18 protein-coding genes are annotated in these 18,501 nt (G+C 31.0%); 10 read left to right on the forward strand and 8 right to left on the reverse strand.

Annotated elements, in window-relative coordinates; translation table 11 throughout:
• The first annotated feature begins 7 nt into the window (after positions 1 to 7).
• The gene (locus RN605_RS05410) at positions 8 to 934 is read left to right on the forward strand and encodes a glycosyltransferase family 2 protein (protein ID WP_313322903.1); all 927 of its coding nucleotides are present in this window, start codon (positions 8 to 10) and stop codon (positions 932 to 934) included.
• On the opposite strand, the gene RN605_RS05415 is transcribed toward RN605_RS05410, so the two are convergent.
• Both RN605_RS05415 and RN605_RS05420 read right to left on the reverse strand, forming a co-directional pair.
• Complete coding sequence (locus RN605_RS05415) at positions 920 to 1,324, reverse strand: sugar 3,4-ketoisomerase (protein WP_313322905.1); 405 nt, start codon at positions 1,322 to 1,324, stop codon at positions 920 to 922. The genes RN605_RS05410 and RN605_RS05415 overlap by 15 nt on opposite strands.
• Entirely contained in the window at positions 1,321 to 2,406 is a 1,086-nt protein-coding gene (locus RN605_RS05420) for a glycosyltransferase (protein WP_313322907.1), read from the reverse strand. Before RN605_RS05420 ends, RN605_RS05415 begins: the two co-directional genes overlap by 4 nt.
• A 92-nt stretch (positions 2,407 to 2,498) precedes the next feature.
• Here RN605_RS05420 and RN605_RS05425 point away from each other — a divergent pair, with 92 nt between their 5' ends.
• Positions 2,499 to 3,635: a glycosyltransferase gene (locus tag RN605_RS05425; RefSeq protein ID WP_313322909.1), complete on the forward strand. Its 1,137-nt coding sequence runs from the start codon at positions 2,499 to 2,501 to the stop codon at positions 3,633 to 3,635.
• A 2-nt stretch (positions 3,636 to 3,637) separates the two neighbouring features.
• On the opposite strand, the gene RN605_RS05430 is transcribed toward RN605_RS05425, so the two are convergent.
• The 5 genes from RN605_RS05430 to RN605_RS05450 are packed head-to-tail and all read right to left on the reverse strand — an operon-like array spanning position 3,638 to position 8,784.
• A complete protein-coding gene (locus RN605_RS05430) occupies positions 3,638 to 5,122 on the reverse strand; it encodes an oligosaccharide flippase family protein (protein WP_313322910.1) in 1,485 nt (494 codons plus the stop codon).
• A gap of 18 nt (positions 5,123 to 5,140) precedes the next feature.
• Entirely contained in the window at positions 5,141 to 6,157 is a 1,017-nt protein-coding gene (locus tag RN605_RS05435; RefSeq protein ID WP_313322912.1) for a glycosyltransferase family 2 protein, read from the reverse strand.
• Positions 6,158 to 6,172: 15 nt separating this feature from the next.
• The gene (locus RN605_RS05440) at positions 6,173 to 6,724 is read right to left on the reverse strand and encodes an acyltransferase (protein WP_313322914.1); all 552 of its coding nucleotides are present in this window, start codon (positions 6,722 to 6,724) and stop codon (positions 6,173 to 6,175) included.
• Positions 6,725 to 6,730: 6 nt separating this feature from the next.
• A complete protein-coding gene (locus tag RN605_RS05445; protein ID WP_313322916.1) occupies positions 6,731 to 7,810 on the reverse strand; it encodes a DegT/DnrJ/EryC1/StrS family aminotransferase in 1,080 nt (359 codons plus the stop codon).
• Positions 7,807 to 8,784 carry a GNAT family N-acetyltransferase gene (locus RN605_RS05450; RefSeq protein WP_313322918.1) on the reverse strand — a complete coding sequence of 326 codons (978 nt, stop codon included), beginning with the start codon at positions 8,782 to 8,784 and terminating at the stop codon, positions 7,807 to 7,809. Before RN605_RS05450 ends, RN605_RS05445 begins: the two co-directional genes overlap by 4 nt.
• Before the next feature lie 70 nt (positions 8,785 to 8,854).
• On the opposite strand from RN605_RS05450, the gene RN605_RS05455 reads away from it, so the two are divergent.
• From RN605_RS05455 to RN605_RS05490, 8 genes are all read left to right on the forward strand, one after another.
• Positions 8,855 to 10,684 carry a gliding motility-associated C-terminal domain-containing protein gene (locus RN605_RS05455; protein WP_313322920.1) on the forward strand — a complete coding sequence of 610 codons (1,830 nt, stop codon included), beginning with the start codon at positions 8,855 to 8,857 and terminating at the stop codon, positions 10,682 to 10,684.
• A 31-nt stretch (positions 10,685 to 10,715) separates the two neighbouring features.
• Positions 10,716 to 11,510: a TrmH family RNA methyltransferase gene (locus RN605_RS05460; RefSeq protein WP_313322922.1), complete on the forward strand. Its 795-nt coding sequence runs from the start codon at positions 10,716 to 10,718 to the stop codon at positions 11,508 to 11,510.
• Between the two features lie 11 nt (positions 11,511 to 11,521).
• Positions 11,522 to 12,232 (forward strand): L,D-transpeptidase family protein, encoded by a 711-nt coding sequence (locus RN605_RS05465; RefSeq protein WP_313322924.1) that lies wholly within the window; start codon positions 11,522 to 11,524, stop codon positions 12,230 to 12,232.
• Positions 12,233 to 12,238: 6 nt separating this feature from the next.
• Positions 12,239 to 13,780 carry a serine hydrolase gene (locus RN605_RS05470; RefSeq protein WP_313322926.1) on the forward strand — a complete coding sequence of 514 codons (1,542 nt, stop codon included), beginning with the start codon at positions 12,239 to 12,241 and terminating at the stop codon, positions 13,778 to 13,780.
• 63 nt (positions 13,781 to 13,843) lie between these two features.
• The gene (locus RN605_RS05475) at positions 13,844 to 16,063 is read left to right on the forward strand and encodes a RelA/SpoT family protein (RefSeq protein ID WP_313322928.1); all 2,220 of its coding nucleotides are present in this window, start codon (positions 13,844 to 13,846) and stop codon (positions 16,061 to 16,063) included.
• Between the two features lie 80 nt (positions 16,064 to 16,143).
• A complete protein-coding gene (locus RN605_RS05480) occupies positions 16,144 to 16,599 on the forward strand; it encodes a Fur family transcriptional regulator (protein ID WP_313322930.1) in 456 nt (151 codons plus the stop codon).
• Positions 16,600 to 16,606: 7 nt separating this feature from the next.
• Complete coding sequence (locus RN605_RS05485) at positions 16,607 to 16,822, forward strand: hypothetical protein (RefSeq protein ID WP_313322931.1); 216 nt, start codon at positions 16,607 to 16,609, stop codon at positions 16,820 to 16,822.
• 33 nt (positions 16,823 to 16,855) lie between these two features.
• On the forward strand, positions 16,856 to 18,127 hold the full coding sequence (locus RN605_RS05490) for an adenylosuccinate synthase (protein ID WP_313322933.1): 1,272 nt from the start codon (positions 16,856 to 16,858) through the stop codon (positions 18,125 to 18,127).
• Positions 18,128 to 18,234: 107 nt separating this feature from the next.
• Here RN605_RS05490 and RN605_RS05495 read toward each other — a convergent pair whose 3' ends face one another.
• Positions 18,235 to 18,381 carry a hypothetical protein gene (locus tag RN605_RS05495; protein WP_313322935.1) on the reverse strand — a complete coding sequence of 49 codons (147 nt, stop codon included), beginning with the start codon at positions 18,379 to 18,381 and terminating at the stop codon, positions 18,235 to 18,237.
• Between the last annotated feature and the right edge of the window lie 120 nt (positions 18,382 to 18,501).

The following is an 18,501-nucleotide window of genomic DNA, read 5'->3' on the forward strand; positions in this document are numbered from 1 at the left end:
TAAAAAAATGCCTTATTTTTCAATAATAGTTCCTGTTTTTAATAAAGAAAAATTTGTTTCTAAAACAATTGAAAGCATACTTCAACAAAGCTTTCAAGAATATGAAATTATTATAATCAATGATGGTTCAACTGATGAAAGTGAGAAAAAAATAAATCAATTTAAGGACAAGAGAATTCGATATTATAAAACCGAAAATCAAGGTGTTGCTAAGTCTAGAAATTTTGGAATTTCATTATCAACTGCTGATTATATTTGCTTCTTGGATGCTGATGACTATTGGTTTCCTAATTTTTTAGAAAGATTTCACTTCTATTCAAATCAATTTAAAACTGAAAAAGTATTTGCTTGTGCAATAGAAATCGAAACAAAAAGCAAAATTCTTCCAGCTTTTTATTCAGTTAAAATTATAAAAGAATTTGAGATTGTAAATTTTTTCAAAGCAAGCAAAAAAGAATCTATACTTTGGACTTCTAGTGTTTGTATTCATAAAGATGTATTTGATAAAATAGGTGTCTTTGATGAAAACCTAAAAATATCAGAAGACATTGATTTATGGATTCGAATTGGCATAAACTACAAAATTCTTTTTATCAACTCTATTTTAGCGCGTTATGTTTATGATGATAATAGTGTTTCTAGGAATATGAATTATATTTTTGAAGATTATTTTTTTGAAAAACATACTGCTAACGAACAAAAATTGCCTGAACTAAAATCTTATCAAGATTTAAATCGTTTTTCAAGTATTATCAAGTACAAAGTCTGCGGAAATTATGTAAAAGCAAATGAATTAAAAAATAATATTGATTTAAAAGGATTAGAATTTAAAAAAAGAATACTTCTTAATTTACCCGAAACTATCTTAATTTTTTTAATAAGAATGAAACAATTTTTAGCAGGAATTGGATTAAGCAAATCAGTTTTTAGATGATTTGAATTTTTTAAAATTTCGTATATAATCTTCTTCTTTGAAAACATCAGATGCAACTACCAAACAAACTGCTCCTGAAGAAAAGTTTTTCAGTTCACGCCAAATTCCATTTACGATGTGTAACCCAACATTCGGTCTGTTTAAAGTCACTGTTTTTTGTTCTTTTCCGTCTTTTAAAACTACATCAAAACTTCCACTTAAAGCAATTAGAAATTCATGTTGGTCAATATGTGAATGTCCACCGCGTTTTGCTCCACTAGGAATATCATACAAATAGTAAATACGCTTCATTTCAAAAGGAATGGCATCGTTTTCAATTACAGAAAGATTGCCTCTAACGTCGTTTACTTTTGTGATTTCTATGAGATTTGAATCGTGAATTGTGGTCATGTGTTTTCTAATAATTGTTCCCACTGCTGCGTAATGTTTTCCAAAGATAAATGTTCTACTGATTTCTTGGCGTTATTTTTACAATTTTGATACAAATTTTGATCATCAATCAATAATTTTATTGCTTCTCCAAAAGCATCAACATTGTGATTATCGACTAATAATCCATTACTTTTATTGACGACAATCTCTTTTGGTCCAGATTCACAATCTACCGAAACAACAGGCGTTCCAACAGCCAATGATTCAATAATTGACATAGGAAATCCTTCAAAATGACTCGTTAAAAGAGTTGCAAAAGCATGTTGAATAAAAGGTTTAATGTCTTTTTGAAAAGGCAAAATGTGAACATGATTTTCTATTTGCAACGTTTTACTTTTTGAAATAATATAATCTTTACTAGAACCATCGCCAATTAAAACTAAATCGTAACCACTTTGAAAAGAATTCGATTTGGCAAAGCTTTCTAACATCAAACTAAAATTCTTCACATTTTCTTCAAATCTACCAAAAAACAGAAAATATTTTTCAGGTAAATTAGTTGGTTTTTCATAAACTTTATCTTCAAAAACTACTGGATTATAAAGTGTAATAGTGTTTCTAAAATTATATTTTGCTTTCAAAACATCTTCAATATTCTTGGAAACGCAAATCAATTTTGTTGCATCACTAAAAATCTTTTTTGCCCAAAAAACTGAAGATGTTAAATACATTTCCAAATTGGAACTATGAAAAAAATAATACTTATTTGCCGAACCATAAACCCATTTGGTAAACAATTCTCTTGAAATTGTTGGTCTTGAACGATTATCGATTACAATTTTAATATTGTTCTCTTTTAGATAATTAGCAATATGTTTTCCTTTTTTTAAACTTCTAAAAACACCTTTACTTTCTGAAAAGATTTCTCCAAGATTAACCAATGTTCCTTTGTAATCATAAACTACAAAATCGTTTATAATGATATTGTGAATTTCATATCCTATTGAATTGAGCATAAAACTCAGCAAAGAAGCGAACTTTTCAGCACCACCAACGCCAAGCGACGAGGAAACAATTGCAATTTTATGGTTAGTATTCATTCTTTGCTTATCTTGGCTTTATATTTGTCAAATATAAAATATTTAAACGGAAAAGGTTGATTTTACATCATTGCCTAACCTAGAATTTATAAATGAAAATTTTACTCGTTGGAGAATACAGTCGTTTGCACAATTCTTTGAAAGAAGGTTTGCAAAAATTAGGACATGAAGTTGTGCTTCTTGGCTTCAATGATGGTTTTAAAAATTATCCTGTAGATTTTCAATTAGTAAAAAAATGGGATTCTGGTTTATTAAAAAAAATGAAAATTGGTGTTTTAAAACTTACTGGTTTTGATTTTTCTTCCTTTTTAATCTATAAACAATTCTGGAAAAACAGAAACCAATTCAAAGATTTTGATATAGTTCAACTTATTAATGAAAATAGTTTTTTTTGTAATTATCATTTCGAGAAAAAGATTTTAGATTTCCTTTTTCAAAATAATAAAAAAGTGTTTTTGCTTTCGGCAGGTGACGATTTCATGTATGTAGATTATAATTTTAAACATCCTGAAAATCCCTCGATAGTTCAACCCTATTTAAAAGGAAAAATAAAAGACAAAAACTTTATTAATGTTTTAAAATACAGAACTAAAGAATTTGAAAAACTACATCATTACATTTATAAAAATATAAAAGGTGTAATTGCAACTGATATTGATTATCAAATTCCGTTAGAAAATCATCCAAAATATTTAGGATTGATTCCTGCACCAATTAACCTTGAAAAGTTTCCAAAAAATGAAATGAAAATTGGCAGTAAAATTGAGATTTTTCATGGTATTAATAGAGAAAGTTATTTTAAAAAAGGAAATAATTATTTTGAAACAGCATTAAAAATAATTGCTAAAAAATATCCTGAAAAAGTATCTATTTCAATTGTAGAAAATGTTCCTTATTCAAAGTACATTCAGTTATACAACAAAGCACATATTGTTCTTGATCAATTATATGGTCATGATCAAGGAAGCAATGCTTTAGAAGCTATGACAAAAGGAAAAGTGGTTTTCACTAATGCTAGTTCAATTTTTGAAAAACATTATCAATTGAGTGAAAAAGTTGCCATAAATGCATTACCAAATATTGATTATTTGGTAGAGAAATTAACTTATTTAATTGAAAATCCTGAAGAAATTTTAGCCATTGGTAAACGTGCTAGAACTTTTATAGAAGAAGTTCACAATGCTGAGAAAATTGCAAATCAATATGTTGAAGTTTGGGAGAAAAATTAACTCTATTTTTTTCTTCTTCTATTCAGAATATCTTTAAAATCAATTCTTTGGTTTAATTCTTTACACGAAAATATGATAGAGATAATTACTAAAATTGAAATAATACAATTAGCATAAAAAGTATCCAAAAAGTAAACTGAAACAATCGCTAAAAAACCAACAGAACAACACATCAAAATCAATTTTTTACAAGAGTTTGAAAAACTAAATTCATAGTTCTTTTTAACTATTTGATAAACGTAGATTAAATAGAATAAATAGTTGAAAAAGTAAGCCAACCCAAGTCCAAGCAAGCCATAATATTTATATAAAACTATTGATAAAACAAAGTTTAAAATATCACTAAAAAGAGCTTGTTTAAAAAATATCTTTTTATCGCCTTTTACTAAAATAATATATCCGATTGGGAAAACTACCGCTTTTAAAATAATTGAAAACAAAGCAAATTTTAATATCGAAAAAGCGCTCAAAAACTCTTTTGTATATAATAGTTCTATCATTAATGGCGCAACCATATACAACATTATGATAGCTGGCGTAACCAAAATTAAAGCTATCTCAATTTGATGATTTACTACTTGTTTAACTTTTGAATTATCAGAACTTAAAGCTGTTAATTTTGGGTAAAAATCATAAGCCATAGCATTAAAAATTAGTCCTAAATAATTGATTAAAATCACTGAACTTACTTCATAGTAACCTAGAATTTGAGTAAAATTTCCATCGTCATTTAAATATAACTTTATACAAAAATTTGCAATCTGACCCAAAATTAAATTGATAGACATAAAAAATCCGAACTTAAAAATTGGACTGGATTTTTCATAAAATTCATTAAAATTAAATGGCAAAATTTTAATACTGTATTGTCTTGTAAAATATAAAGTAACCAACAAAAGAACAATACTTGAGTACATCATAACCCAAATAATTCCTTCTATCCGTAAATAATAATAAATAATTATTGTTCCGATAGCAATAAAAAAAGCGGCAACAATATTGCAAACCGCTAAAGCTTTTATTTTATTGACGCCTTGTAGAATTGCCATTCTCGTATTAGTAAAACTAACAATCAGAAAATAAACAGCTAATAGTTGAAACCAATGCTGTTTTTCTTTATTTCCAAAAGTCAAATCGCTTAAATAGGAACTAAAAATAAATGAAATTAACGCACCTAAAACTCCAATAATAATTGCCATTTTTTGCAACATTGAAATTGTATTGGATAACTTAGATTTATCTTCATCACCGCTAACTAAAGCTACTTCACGAGTTGCAACCGTCAGAAATTCAAAATTTGTTATGGCAGTTATGATATTTACAGAATTTGTTAAAAGTGAAACCAAACCTATACCAATTGGTCCAATATAAATTGCAACAACTTTAGAACTGATTATGCTGATAATTGTTCTAAAAACTTGCATCATTCCGAAAACTCCAGTAGCTTTCATGATAGAACGATAAGATTTATTTATTTCTAAACTCATTGGTTTCTACTCTGTAAATCAATCAATTTTACAACCTATATTTATGTAATAATTTTTAAAATCGTTACTCCAATTTATCCAATTTTCTGTTTGAATTGCGTTTTGATTTGAAGAATTTAAAACCTTTACAACTTCATCAGAATGAATGTCATTCGGCAAAGATTTGATGACTTCAAAAGTATCATTTAACCAAGCTTCATTCATGATTTTGTTGAACTGAAACATATCGACATTGCCTGAAAATTTTTCTTTATGCTCATTGGTTGCCGATGAAATAAAACCTGTTTTTAAAACTTCTTTTTCGCAACGGGCAAATTTCAATTTCCCCTTTGAATCTTTAAACTTTTTAACTGCATTATACAATTGCAAACCTTCATCAACTTTATTTTGATGATTTTTCCATAAGCTTAAAAAGTATTCTTTATTGAAAATCATTCCGGCAACTGCATAAATTGTATAGTAAGCAAGGTGTTTTTCATCAGTATGGATTTTAAAAAGACGAAGCGTTTTTCGAATTTTAAATTTATCAAACTTGTAAAAAATGAAATTATATATCGACGGAACTATTGTAAATAATTTTGGTTCCAATAAAACAATGTTATTTAATTTCTGCTCTTTTTTGTTTTGATTAATAATTGAATTTCCTATCCAATATAATTTTGTCATTGCAACACTGTTATTTGCAATTTCATTGTTTATTTCATTCAAATTGACATCATCAATAAACCAAGTATCATCTTCAATCAGAATAAAGTTTTCAGATGCATTTTTTGCTGCATTCAACCAAAACTCTATTGGGATTTTATATTTTTCTGGTCGCTTTCCTACCGAAGTATATGTGACTTTCTCATTATAAAACTCAGATTTCTTTATTATAACAAATGGATATTTTTCTTGAATTTTATCTAAATAGATTTGCGGCGTTCCATCATCAAGAACAACAACATTCCCATTATTTACAACATGTTTTTGAATAGAAAAAAGACATCTATCTAGATAATATGGTCTGTTGTAGGATTTAATTAATATATCCATTAATCGTTTTTCAATTTAAAGATTGCGAATTACTCGTGCTGGATTTCCTGCTGCAATCGAATTATCAGGAATACTTTTAGTAACTATGGAACCATTTCCAATAACTGAATTTTTTCCAATAGTTACACCTTTTAAAATTGTAACATTATCGCCTAAAAAAACATTTTCTTCAATTGTTACAGAAGCCGTTTTTGGTTGGTCATCATTTCTTTTATCAGGTTGAAGTGAATGACCATCATTATCAATAATAGAGCAATTGACTCCAATCAAAACATTATCTTCAATTGTTATTTTTGAAAAAGCAACCGCCGAAAAAGCATTATTTATAGAAACATTGTTCCCAATATTTATTTCGCTTTCATTATTTCGAGCTTCCAAATAAGTGTAATGCGAATAATAGTTTGGAGAATCGATTACTCCTATTTGAACATTTTTACCAAAGGAAATTTTTCCATTTCCTTTTAATAGCAACGGATGATAAACAGCAGGATTTCCTAAAACTTTTTTACAGTTAGAAAGAAATTTGTACTTCCAAATTCTTAGTGTTACAAATAAAAAATTCTTCATATCTTTCTAATAGTTGTTAATTATTCTAATGACTTTATCAACTTCATCATCAGTCATAACTGGACTTATGGGCAAACTTAAAACTTCGTCATGAATTTTTTCGGTAATTGGAAGCGATTTAGAATTCCAAGATGAGAATGCCTTTTGCTTGTGTGGCGGAATTGGATAATGAATTAAAGTTTCTACATCATTTAACTTTAAATAATTTTGCAATTCGTCTCTATTTTTTGTTCTGATAACATACAAATGAAAAACATGATTCTCAAGTTTTTCACAAAAAGGTAAAATGATTTTATCATTTACAATTTCCTTAGTATATCGTCTAGCTATTTCTCTTCTTCGATTATTTTCAATCTCCAAATTTGGTAATTTGACATTCAAAAATGCCGCTTGCAATTCATCTAATCTAGAATTAATACCAGCTAACTCATTATGATACTTCTTTTCAGAACCATAATTTCGTAAAGATTGAATCATTTTAGACAATGAATCATCATTAGTCAAAACTGCTCCAGCATCACCAAGTGAACCTAAATTTTTTCCTGGATAAAAACTAAATGCACGCGGATGACTTCCTTTGAATACTAATCCATGAGCTTGTGCAGCATCTTCAACAATCAATAAATTATATTTATATCCAATTTCAATTATTCTATCCATATCAGCCAATTGACCATAAAGATGAACAACCAAAATTCCTTTGGTTTTTGATGTTACCTTTTTTTCAATTTCCTCAGGACTAATATTAAAAGAATTTAAATCTGGTTCTACAAGAACTGGAACTAAATCAACTTGCAAAATAGCTATAATACTAGCTATATATGTATTTGCTGGAACAATTATCTCATCTCCTTTTTTTAAAACTCCGAGTTCTATATAACCTTTAAAAATTAAAACCAAAGCATCTAAACCATTCCCAACACCAATACAATGTCTCATACCGCAAAACTCAGCGAAACTTTGCTCAAATTTTTTAACCTCATCACCCAAAATAAACCAACCTTTATCAAGAACTTCTTGCATCTTTTGATGAAAAGCTTCATGATAAGGCAAATTGATTTTATGTAAATCTAGAAATTTAATCATATTAAAATGTTTTCTAGTTTTTTATAATTTTTTGCTGATATTTCATACCAATCCTGAACGGTTGTTTTTACTCCAAAACTTTCTTTCCAGAACAAAATTCCTTGGTTGATTTGCTTTCCATCATTTTCATGTGAAGGTCCAAAATCGAAAAAATCTTTATCATTAAAGACTTCGGTTATTAAATAATGATACAAATAATCAATACTTCCTAACTCATTTTTTTGTGGGTTTCCAGAAATATATTGAGGATGAGCTACTTTATCTGTTACAAAAATTGTGGTTCCGGCTACAATTTTTCCATTGTCATAAACATTAAAATGCCTAATGTTTTTTGGAAATCTTTTATGCAATATTTCTATTTCTTCAACTGAATGAACTGGAGTTGCATTATGCTTTTTATCTAAATTAGGAATTAATATTTCGTCCCAAAACAACTTAAAATTATCTTCTTCTCTAATCTCTAAATTATTTTTTTTACCTCGATGAATGGCTTCTTTTCTGGTTTTTGAAATTTTAAATTTTTTATTCAAATCAATTACCGATAAACAATCTCTACGAATTAGTTTTGCTTCAATTAAAAACAATGCATACTCAATTTCTTCTGAAAAAAAGGAGTTGTAAATAGAAGGCATCAACTTTAATTTAAAAGTTTTGAAGCCATTATCATGTAGAAAATTTAAAACTTCTTTTACAATTTCTAAAACCTGACCAAGTTTAATCTTATCATTAAAAACAAAACCTCCATATGTTAATCCTTGATGAGAAAAAAGAACATCATCAACATAATTTGCAGGTAGAATTGACATCAGTTTTTCATTCTCAAAAACCAACAAAGAAAAGTCGTTAAACCTTGTATTATGGTATTCCATGAAATTTCGATGAAATAAAAAAGTAGCGTTTTTGGCTTGATTCACAAAATCATTCCAAAGCTGAAAATCATCAATTTTATATTTTTTAATAGTATATTTTTTCAAGTCTTCAAATTAACATTGGAAAAGTAAACATTTATTTTTAATTACACTAAATTGGCAAAAAAGCAATTTATTGAAATATTTCCTTAATTTTATTGTCTATTTCAACGCTGTGAAAGGAAAACGAATATTATTAACAATTATTGTTTTGATTAGCTTTTTTTCAAAAATAAGCAGTCAAAATATTTCCTTGTACGAGCAATTTAACGGTCGTTATGACTTCACTTTCATTGGTAATACAATGAATACTGCAGAAAATAATTCAATTGATGATTATGTAACCAATACTTCGTCATCAGCAACTTTAAATCTAAATCCATCGGATATTGTTCAAAAAGCTTATTTGTATTGGGCTGGAAGTGGCGATGGTGATTTTCAGGTTAATTTGAATTCTGAAGAAATAACTCCAGACAGAACTTTTAGTTACAGTAGAAGTTTCAATGGTGTAACTTTTACTTATTTCAGTGCTTTTAAAGATGTTACTTCTCAAATTCAAACGACTGGAAATGGAGTTTATACTTTATCAAATTTAGACATTTCCTCCTTTGAAGATTTGCATTTAACCCGCAAGACAAATTTTGCTGGTTGGGCTATCATAATAGTTTACAGAAATCCAAATTTGCCTTTGAATCAAATTAATGTTTATGATGGTTTACAAGGTGTACCAGATATGCTTTCAATTACCTTGGACAATCTAAACGTTTTAGATAATAATAATTCTAAAGTTGGTTTTTTGGCTTGGGAAGGCGATACTTTACTAGCAACTGAAACGTTTACATTTAATGGAAATTTATTGAGTAACACTTTAAATCCAGCTAACAATGTTTTTAACGGAACCAATTCTTTTACGGGTAGTTCAACCTTGTACAATATGGATTTGGATGTTTATAATATTGAAAATTACATTCAAATTGGCGATACATCAGCTGAAATAAATCTTAGTTCATTTCAAGATTTTGTAATGATTAACACGGTTGTTACAAAACTGAACAACCAATTACCAGATGCTACAATTACAATTGATAATGTTGAAAAAAATTGTGATTCTAGAATTATTGATGTTGATTTTACCGTTAAAAACTCAAATGCTACAGGAATATTACCTTCTGGAACTTCAATTGCAATTTATGCCAACGGACAATTAATTGAATTTACAGAAACTATTTTGCCAATTGCTGCTGAGGAACAATGGAGTTCTAATATTTCTATAGTTATTCCCGATGATATTCCAGATACTTTTCCACTTCTTTTTGCAGTTGATGATGACGGAAATGGAGTTGGCCACGTTCCTGAATTGGATGAAAACAATAACACTTTTTTTACTATAGTCACATTATACAAATCACCTCCTTTTAACGATTTAGAACCAATAATATCTTGTAATGAAGGTTTCACAAAAGGAACTTTTAACTTCTCATCTTATGAGGAATTAGTAAAAACAAATCAAAGTGATACTGTGCATTTCTTTGAAAGCTATGAAGATGCAAACACCAATACAAATCCAATATTGACTACGACAAACTATGTAGCTTCATCAACTCCAAAAGACATTTTTATAAGATTGGATAATGAAAACTGTTTTAGCATAACTTCATTTCAATTGCTTACAAAAAACTGTCCGCCAACAGTATATAATTTTGTTTCAGCAAATGGTGACACTTTAAACGATGTTTTTTATATAGAAGGTTTACGAGATATTTTTCTAGATTTTAGAATCGAAATATACAATCGTTGGGGAAAACTAATTTGGGAAGGAAATCAAAATACTGAAGACTGGAATGGATATGTAAAAGAAGCCATTGGAACCAAAAAAGCTCCAGACGGAACTTACTTTTATCTACTTTTCTTGAATGATGTTGATTATCCAAATCCGTTATCTGGATATTTATATTTGATTCATTAATTTGATTTAACTTTGAATTTTAATTTCCAGAATGAAACAAATCACTTCTTCCCAAAATCCGTTTATTAAATCATTGGTTTTACTCCAAGAAAAAGCAAAAGCCCGAAAACAATCGGGTATGTTTTTGATAGAAGGAATTCGGGAAATAGAATTAGCATTAAAAGGAAAATATCAGTTAGTAACTTTACTTTTTGTTCCTGAACTATTTGATGAAACTAATGTAAAAAAGTTAGTCAACAACAATTCAGAAATTGAAATAATAGAAATTTCTAGAGAAGTTTATCAAAAATTAGCCTATCGAGATACAACTGAAGGTATTATTGCTGTTGCCAAAACAAAATCGCACTTACTTACTGAATTACAACTTCCCGAAAACCCTTTACTTTTGGTAATGGAAAGTATTGAAAAACCTGGAAATATTGGTGCAATGCTCAGAACATGTGATGCTGCAAATATTGATGCTGTTCTTGTTGCAGATGCTAAAACTGATTTGTATAATCCAAATATGGTTCGTTCAAGTGTTGGTTGTCTGTTCACCAATCAAATAGCTGTAGGCACAACTGAAGAAATTATAGAATATTTACAAAAAAACAACATTAATTTCTACAGCGCAACTTTGCAAAACTCTACTTCCTATCATACCCAAGATTACACTAAACCTTCTGCTTTAGTTGTAGGTACTGAAGCAACAGGTTTATCAAAACCTTGGCGAGAAAAAGCAAAACAAAACATCATTATACCAATGCAAGGAGAAATTGATAGTATGAATGTATCGGTTGCAGCAGCTATTTTACTTTTTGAAGCAAAAAGACAAAGAGGTTTTTAATTTTTCAATCTATGAATTTCAAAATGATTATACCAACTGTTTTATTGATTTTGCTTTTTGCAGTTTTACTCAATAAAAATAAAATCATTAATGCATTTTCAAAAACTAAGAAAGAAGAAACCATTGAAAGTGTCATCAAAAAAACTAAAAAAAGAACTGAAAAATCACTTAAAGAATGCTTAGAGAAAAATAATTTTGATGCGGAAAATATTGAAATTGCAATTTTAGCTTTCAAGACCGAACAGATTCTCGAACTATATGGAAGAGCACCCAAAAATAAAGATTGGAAATTAATTAAAACCTACAATTTCACAAACTTTAGCGGTGTTTTAGGCCCAAAATTAAAAAATGGAGACAAGCAAATTCCTGAAGGAGTTTATCAAATGGAATATTTGAACCCTAACAGTAAATATCATCTTTCTATAAAAGTAAATTATCCAAATTCATTTGATAGAGAAAAGGCAAAACTTGATGGGAGAACTGATTTAGGTGGCGATATTATGATACACGGAAAAGATGTAACCATTGGATGTATTCCGATTGGTGATAAAAATATTGAAGAGGTTTTTTATTTAGCAACAAAAGCAAAAAACAAAAATTTCCCCATTTTAATTGCTCCAAATGATTTTCGCAAAAACAATAATTTTCCAAGTATATCAAACATTTCTTGGGAAAAAGAATTATATTTAAAAGTCGAAGAAAAATTAAAAGAATTTAATTAAAACTATATGATAAATCTAAAATACATTGCTGTCTGCTTGATAGCGATAAACTTTGCAACTGCTCAAATTTCGGAGAAAGAAGTAGATGAGTTAGTTCAAAACACCATGAAAACGTTCAATGTTCCAGGAATTGCTATAGGAATCATTAAAGATGGAAAACTAGTTTTAGCAAAAGGATATGGTGTCACAAACATAAAAACCAATCAAAAAGTTGATGCCAACACTTTGTTTGGAATTGCTTCCAACAGTAAAGCTTTTACTGCTTCAGCATTAGCCATTTTAGTTGATGAAGGTAAAATAAATTGGGATGACAAAATCATTCAGTATTTGCCTGAATTCAAAATGTATAATGATTATGTTACCAATGAATTCAATATTCGTGATTTGTTAACTCATAGAAGTGGTTTAGGTCTTGGTGCTGGTGATTTAATGATTTGGCCTGACGGTCATGATTTTACTCCAAAAGATATTGTAAAAAATATTCAGTATTTAAAACCCGTTTCTGGATTCAGAAGTAAATATGATTACGACAATTTGTTATATGTTATTGCTGGGGAAGTTATTGCCAAAGTTTCAGCAAAATCTTGGTGCGATTTTGTAGAAGAACGCTTAATGCAACCGCTGGAAATGAACAACAGTGCTTCTTCATGGAAACGATTAAAAGACACTACAAACGTAATTGTTCCGCATGTTCCAACTAATGGAAAACTTGAAGTAGTTCCTCGTTATACCAATTCTATTTTTGATGCAGCAGCAGGATTGTATGCTTCTGTAAATGATTTAAGTCACTGGTTAATTGCGCAAATGGATGATGGAAATTATAACGGGAAACAATTATTCAGTAAAAAAGAGCACGACGAAATGTGGAAATCGCAAACTATTTTGCCTTTGCGAAATTCTTTTCCTTATTCAACTAATTTTAGTTCTTATGGTTTAGGTTGGAAATTAACCGATGTTAATGGACATTTAGAAGTTTCTCACACTGGTGGTTTAGACGGAATCGTTACTCAATCAATCATGTTTCCAAAAGAAAAACTGGGAATCATTGTTTTGACTAATCAACAAAGTGGAACTGCTTTTAATGTGATATCTAACACTATTAAAGACAGTTATCTTGGTTTTCCAAAATTTGATCATCTTGCTTATTTGAGTAAAGAACGTGCTTCAAAAGAAGACAATGCCGATAAAATTACTGGTGAAGTTTGGGCTAAAGTAACCGAAAACTTAAAAGACAAAAAACTCAAAATAAATACCAAAAAATACGTTGGCATTTATAAAGACGATTGGTTTGGCGAAGTAACCATTACTGAAAGAAAAGGAAAATTATATTTTGCCTCAAAACGTTCTAAAAGATTAGTGGGCGAAATATTTTTCTATAAAGATCAAAACTTTGTTGTCAAATGGGATGTTCGCAGTTTCAACGCTGATTCGCATATCTTTTTTGATTTAGATGCTGAAGGAAATGCCAATCATTTTACTATGAAAGCAATATCACCTTTAACCGACTTTAGCTATGATTTTCACGACTTAAATTTCAACAAAATTTAATTCAAAGTTCATATTGCACAGTTCAATACTTATGCTTAATTTTAATAACTCATTAGAGTACGTATGACTGAAATTGATATTGAAGAAGAAAACAAAGCTATTGCTCGCGAATACAAAGAATTACTCCGAATAAGTTATCAAACCCTTTCTACAGAAGACAAAAAACTGATTCGAAAGGCTTTTGATGTGGCTGTTGATGCACACAAAGACCAACGAAGAAAATCTGGTGAAGCTTATATTTTTCATCCTATAGGTGTTGCAAAAATCGTTGCGTCCGAAATTGGATTGGGTGCTTCAAGTATTGCTGCAGCTTTGATGCATGATGTTGTTGAAGACACTGATGTTACCATCGAAGAGATTGAAAAAATGTTCAATCCGAAGATTGCTCATTTGGTAGAAGGATTGACCAAAATTGCTCAGGTTAAAAAGGACATGAACATCTCTATGCAAGCGGAAAATTTCCGTAAGATGCTTTTAACCTTGAATGATGATGTTCGGGTTATCCTTATCAAGATTGCTGATCGTTTGCACAACATGCAAACGATGGATTCTATGCCTGATTACAAGCAAGTGAAAATTGCATCTGAGACTTTATACATATATGCGCCGCTTGCACACCGATTGGGTTTGTATAACATCAAAACCAAGCTAGAAGATTTAGGATTAAAATATACTGAACCGGAAGTTTACAACGAAATTGTAAGCAAAATCAAAGAAACTAAAGAAGAACAAGACGCTTATATCAAATTAGTTTCGGATGTTCTTAAAAAATCATTAGACGAAGAAGGTGTTGAATATAGCATCAAAGGAAGACCAAAATCTATCTATTCCATACGCCGTAAAATGGCTGCGCAAAACGTTACGTTTGATGAAGTATATGATAAATTTGCGCTCCGCATCATCTATAAATCCAACTTACACGACGAAAAATTCCTTGCATGGAAAATCTATTCGGTTGTAACCGACCATTATCGTCCTTCACCTAGTAGATTGCGCGATTGGATTTCCTCTCCAAAATCTACCGGCTACGAAGCCTTACACATCACCGTGATGGGACCAAAAGGTCGCTGGGTTGAAATTCAAGTGCGTAGCGAACGTATGGATGAAATTGCAGAAAAAGGTTATGCTGCACATTACAAATACAAACAAGGCGCAACTGAAGAAAGCGGACTTGACACTTGGCTCAACTTGTTGAAAGAAGCACTGGAAAGCTCCGAATCTAACGCGGTTGATTTTGTGGAAGATTTCAAAATGAACTTGTATGCTAAAGAAATCTTCGTCTTTACACCAAAAGGAGAAATCAAATCCTTGCCAAAAGGTGCTACTTCGCTTGATTTTGCCTTTAGCATTCACTCTGAAATTGGCGTTAAAACTCGTGGAACCAAAGTAAACGGTAAACTCGTTCCGCTGAATTATGAATTAAAAAGCGGCGACCAAATTGAAGTCATTACCTCAGTGAATCAAAAGCCGAGTATCAACTGGTTGGACTACGTAACTACTTCAAGAGCCAAGAATAAGATTAGAAACGTTCTGAATGAAAACACCAAAAAGATTGCAGAAGAAGGAAGAGAACTCCTAACTCGTAAATTAAAACACTTAAAAATCACTTTAAACGAAAGTGTTGTTAATGAACTGGTGAATTTCTTCAAATTAAAAACGAGTTTAGATTTATTCTATCGCGTAGGTATTGGTTCTATTGAGAATCAACAACTAAAAGACTTCGCGGCTCAAAAAGGCAACACGTTTATGAATTTCTTCAAGACGAAAATCAAACGTCCGCCTTCGAATAATCCTGATGAAATCAACCGTCCAGAGCTTAGCAGCAATTATGACATGCTTGTATTTGGCGCTGAGAACGACAAACTCGATTATAAACTTGCCAACTGCTGTAATCCTATTCCTGGCGACGAAGTATTTGGTTTCATCACCATCAATGAAGGCATCAAAGTGCATAAAAAAGACTGCCCTAACGCGATAACCCTTCAATCGAACTACGCATATCGTATCATGCTTGCGAAATGGATTGACTCCTCGAAACAAGAGTTTAAAGCAACCCTGAAAATCACCGGAATGGACACGCTAGGACTTACCAACGAGCTGACTAAAGTGATATCCAACAACATGCATGTGAACATACAAAGTATTTCACTTAGCGGCGAAGCCGGATTGTTTAAAGGACAAGTTTCTGTTATCGTGCAAAACAACAGCATTCTTAAAAAACTCATCGACAATATTAAAAAAATTGACGGCGTTGATAAAGTAACCCGCGTATATACCAACTAAGCTGTCGTTATCAACAATGCGTTCAAAACTTTAGCGCTTGAAACTTTCTTAATTTTAATGGAATAACTTACCTTTGCCATATGACACTAATTGCATCCGATAATAGTAAAAATCAAGAGATTGTTAAGTCTGTTTTTACAGCTTATCTTGAAGAAAAAGGCCACCGTAAAACTCCGGAACGCTATGCTATCCTTCAAGAAATATACAATAGCGAGGAGCATTTTGATATTGAGCATCTGTATATCAAAATGAAAAATAAAAACTATCGCGTTTCCCGTGCTACGTTATACAATACTATTGAATTGCTTTTGGATTGCAAGTTGGTGCGTAAACATCAGTTTGGGCAAAACCAAGCGCACTATGAAAAATCGTATTTTGACAAGCAGCACGACCATATTATCATGACGGATACCGGAGATGTGATTGAGTTTTGCGACCCAAGGATTCAAACGATTAAAAAAACCATTGAAGAGATATTTGACATCGATATTCAAAACCATTCGCTGTATTTCTACGGCACCAAAAAGCAAAAGTAAATAGCCCATGACCAGTAAACAGTATTTTGTAAGAACATTTATTTTCGTATTCATCTTCTATACGGTTTACAAATTCGTCGGACAAATTATCATCGACTATACCAGCATCAAAATTCCATTCATCCTAAAAACATTAGCTATAGGATTTGTGGTTGCAGCTGTTTTAGGCGGCATAAATTATTTTGCAAAATTTAACTTCTTCAACGGAAAAAGAAAAGAATAACTACCTAATATACACATCAAACAAGAACACACAATGACTGTAGATTTACTACTCGGATTACAATGGGGAGACGAAGGAAAAGGAAAAATAGTTGACGTATTAACCTCGAAATACGACATCATCGCGCGCTTTCAAGGCGGTCCAAACGCAGGACATACCCTAGAATTTGACGGAATTAAACATGTATTGCGTACCATTCCTTCGGGGATATTTCACAGCAATAATGTAAACATTATCGGGAACGGCGTGGTGATAGATCCAGTAGTTTTTAAACAAGAAATTGACGGATTGGCCAAGTTTAACCTTGATTTGAAGTCGAAATTAATCATTTCGCGTAAAGCACATTTAATTTTACCAACGCACAGACTACTTGATGCTGCTTCTGAAGCGGCAAAAGGCAAAGCAAAAATTGGTTCAACCTTGAAAGGTATTGGTCCAACCTATATGGACAAAACCGGAAGAAACGGACTTAGAGTTGGCGATATAGAATTGGCCGATTTTAAAGAAAGATACCGCGCACTAGCCGACAAACACGAAGCAATGATTGCCTTTTACAACGTTGACATTCAATACAACCTAGAAGAATTAGAGAAAGAATTCTTTGAAGCCATCAAAGATTTACAAAAACTCAACTTTATAGACAGCGAAGAATACCTGGCACAAGCGCAAAAAAACGGAAAATCTATTTTATGCGAAGGAGCACAAGGTTCGTTGTTGGATGTTGACTTTGGAACCTATCCGTTTGTAACCTCATCCAACACTACGGCTGCCGGCGCTTGCACCGGACTTGGAATTGCCCCAAACAAAATCAAAGAAGTATTCGGAATCTTCAAAGCCTATACTACTCGTGTGGGTTCGGGTCCATTTCCAACCGAAGATTTTGGCGATGCAGGCGATATCATGGCGAAAGTAGGTAACGAATTTGGCTCAGTAACCGGAAGAAAGCGTAGATGTGGCTGGTTAGATCTGGTTGCTCTTAAATATGCCATCCAAGTTAACGGTGTAACCCAGTTAATGATGATGAAAGGCGACGTACTTTCGGGATTTGATACGCTAAAAGTGTGTACTGCCTACAACTATAAAGGCGAAGTAATTCATCATTTACCTTACAACATTGAAGAAGAAAATGTAACCCCTATTTATACCGAAATCAAAGGTTGGAAAGCCGATTTAACCGGAATGACCACTTATGACGAGCTGCCACAAGCACTAAAAGACTACATCAGCTTTATTGAAGCCGCCGTAGAAGTGCCAATCAGCATCGTATCGGTTGGTCCTGACAGGAAACAAACCATCACACGATAAGGAAGTAGTAACTTATTTATAGAAAAAAACCTTTTACTGAGTAAAAGGTTTTTTTTATGCCTGAAACATTTTGATGAAAGCATAGAAAAAGTGACTTTTCAGCATTTTCAAGGCTTTGTAGCCTTCAACAAAGCTTCCGTGTCATTCAATAAAGCTTCCGTGTGCTTCATTACTTCTTCCGTTGGTTTCAACAATTCTTCCGTTTGCATCAATACGTCTTCCGTGTTCTTCAATAATGCTTCCGTAGGTTTCAAAAATATTTCGTAAACCTTCAAAATATTTTCCGTAGTATTTTTTTACATTTTTTTAGCCTTCAGAGATACAACCTATTAATCTTTTCTTTATGTTTGATTATTGTAACTGAATACTCACTT

Origin of the sequence: Flavobacterium sp. PMTSA4 (genome assembly GCF_032098525.1) — a bacterium.
Taxonomy (GTDB): domain Bacteria; phylum Bacteroidota; class Bacteroidia; order Flavobacteriales; family Flavobacteriaceae; genus Flavobacterium; species Flavobacterium capsici.

Excerpts from the sequence above, each read along its gene's own strand:
- RN605_RS05410 (WP_313322903.1), top strand. The coding sequence starts at position 8 with ATGCCTTATTTTTCAATAATAGTTCCTGTTTTTAATAAAGAAAAATTT.
- RN605_RS05415 (WP_313322905.1), bottom strand. The coding sequence starts at position 1,324 with ATGACCACAATTCACGATTCAAATCTCATAGAAATCACAAAAGTAAAC.
- RN605_RS05420 (WP_313322907.1), bottom strand. The coding sequence starts at position 2,406 with ATGAATACTAACCATAAAATTGCAATTGTTTCCTCGTCGCTTGGCGTT.
- RN605_RS05425 (WP_313322909.1), top strand. The coding sequence starts at position 2,499 with ATGAAAATTTTACTCGTTGGAGAATACAGTCGTTTGCACAATTCTTTG.
- RN605_RS05430 (WP_313322910.1), bottom strand. The coding sequence starts at position 5,122 with ATGAGTTTAGAAATAAATAAATCTTATCGTTCTATCATGAAAGCTACT.
- RN605_RS05435 (WP_313322912.1), bottom strand. The coding sequence starts at position 6,157 with ATGGATATATTAATTAAATCCTACAACAGACCATATTATCTAGATAGA.
- RN605_RS05440 (WP_313322914.1), bottom strand. The coding sequence starts at position 6,724 with ATGAAGAATTTTTTATTTGTAACACTAAGAATTTGGAAGTACAAATTT.
- RN605_RS05445 (WP_313322916.1), bottom strand. The coding sequence starts at position 7,810 with ATGATTAAATTTCTAGATTTACATAAAATCAATTTGCCTTATCATGAA.
- RN605_RS05460 (WP_313322922.1), top strand. The coding sequence starts at position 10,716 with ATGAAACAAATCACTTCTTCCCAAAATCCGTTTATTAAATCATTGGTT.
- RN605_RS05465 (WP_313322924.1), top strand. The coding sequence starts at position 11,522 with ATGAATTTCAAAATGATTATACCAACTGTTTTATTGATTTTGCTTTTT.
- RN605_RS05470 (WP_313322926.1), top strand. The coding sequence starts at position 12,239 with ATGATAAATCTAAAATACATTGCTGTCTGCTTGATAGCGATAAACTTT.
- RN605_RS05475 (WP_313322928.1), top strand. The coding sequence starts at position 13,844 with ATGACTGAAATTGATATTGAAGAAGAAAACAAAGCTATTGCTCGCGAA.
- RN605_RS05480 (WP_313322930.1), top strand. The coding sequence starts at position 16,144 with ATGACACTAATTGCATCCGATAATAGTAAAAATCAAGAGATTGTTAAG.
- RN605_RS05485 (WP_313322931.1), top strand. The coding sequence starts at position 16,607 with ATGACCAGTAAACAGTATTTTGTAAGAACATTTATTTTCGTATTCATC.
- RN605_RS05490 (WP_313322933.1), top strand. The coding sequence starts at position 16,856 with ATGACTGTAGATTTACTACTCGGATTACAATGGGGAGACGAAGGAAAA.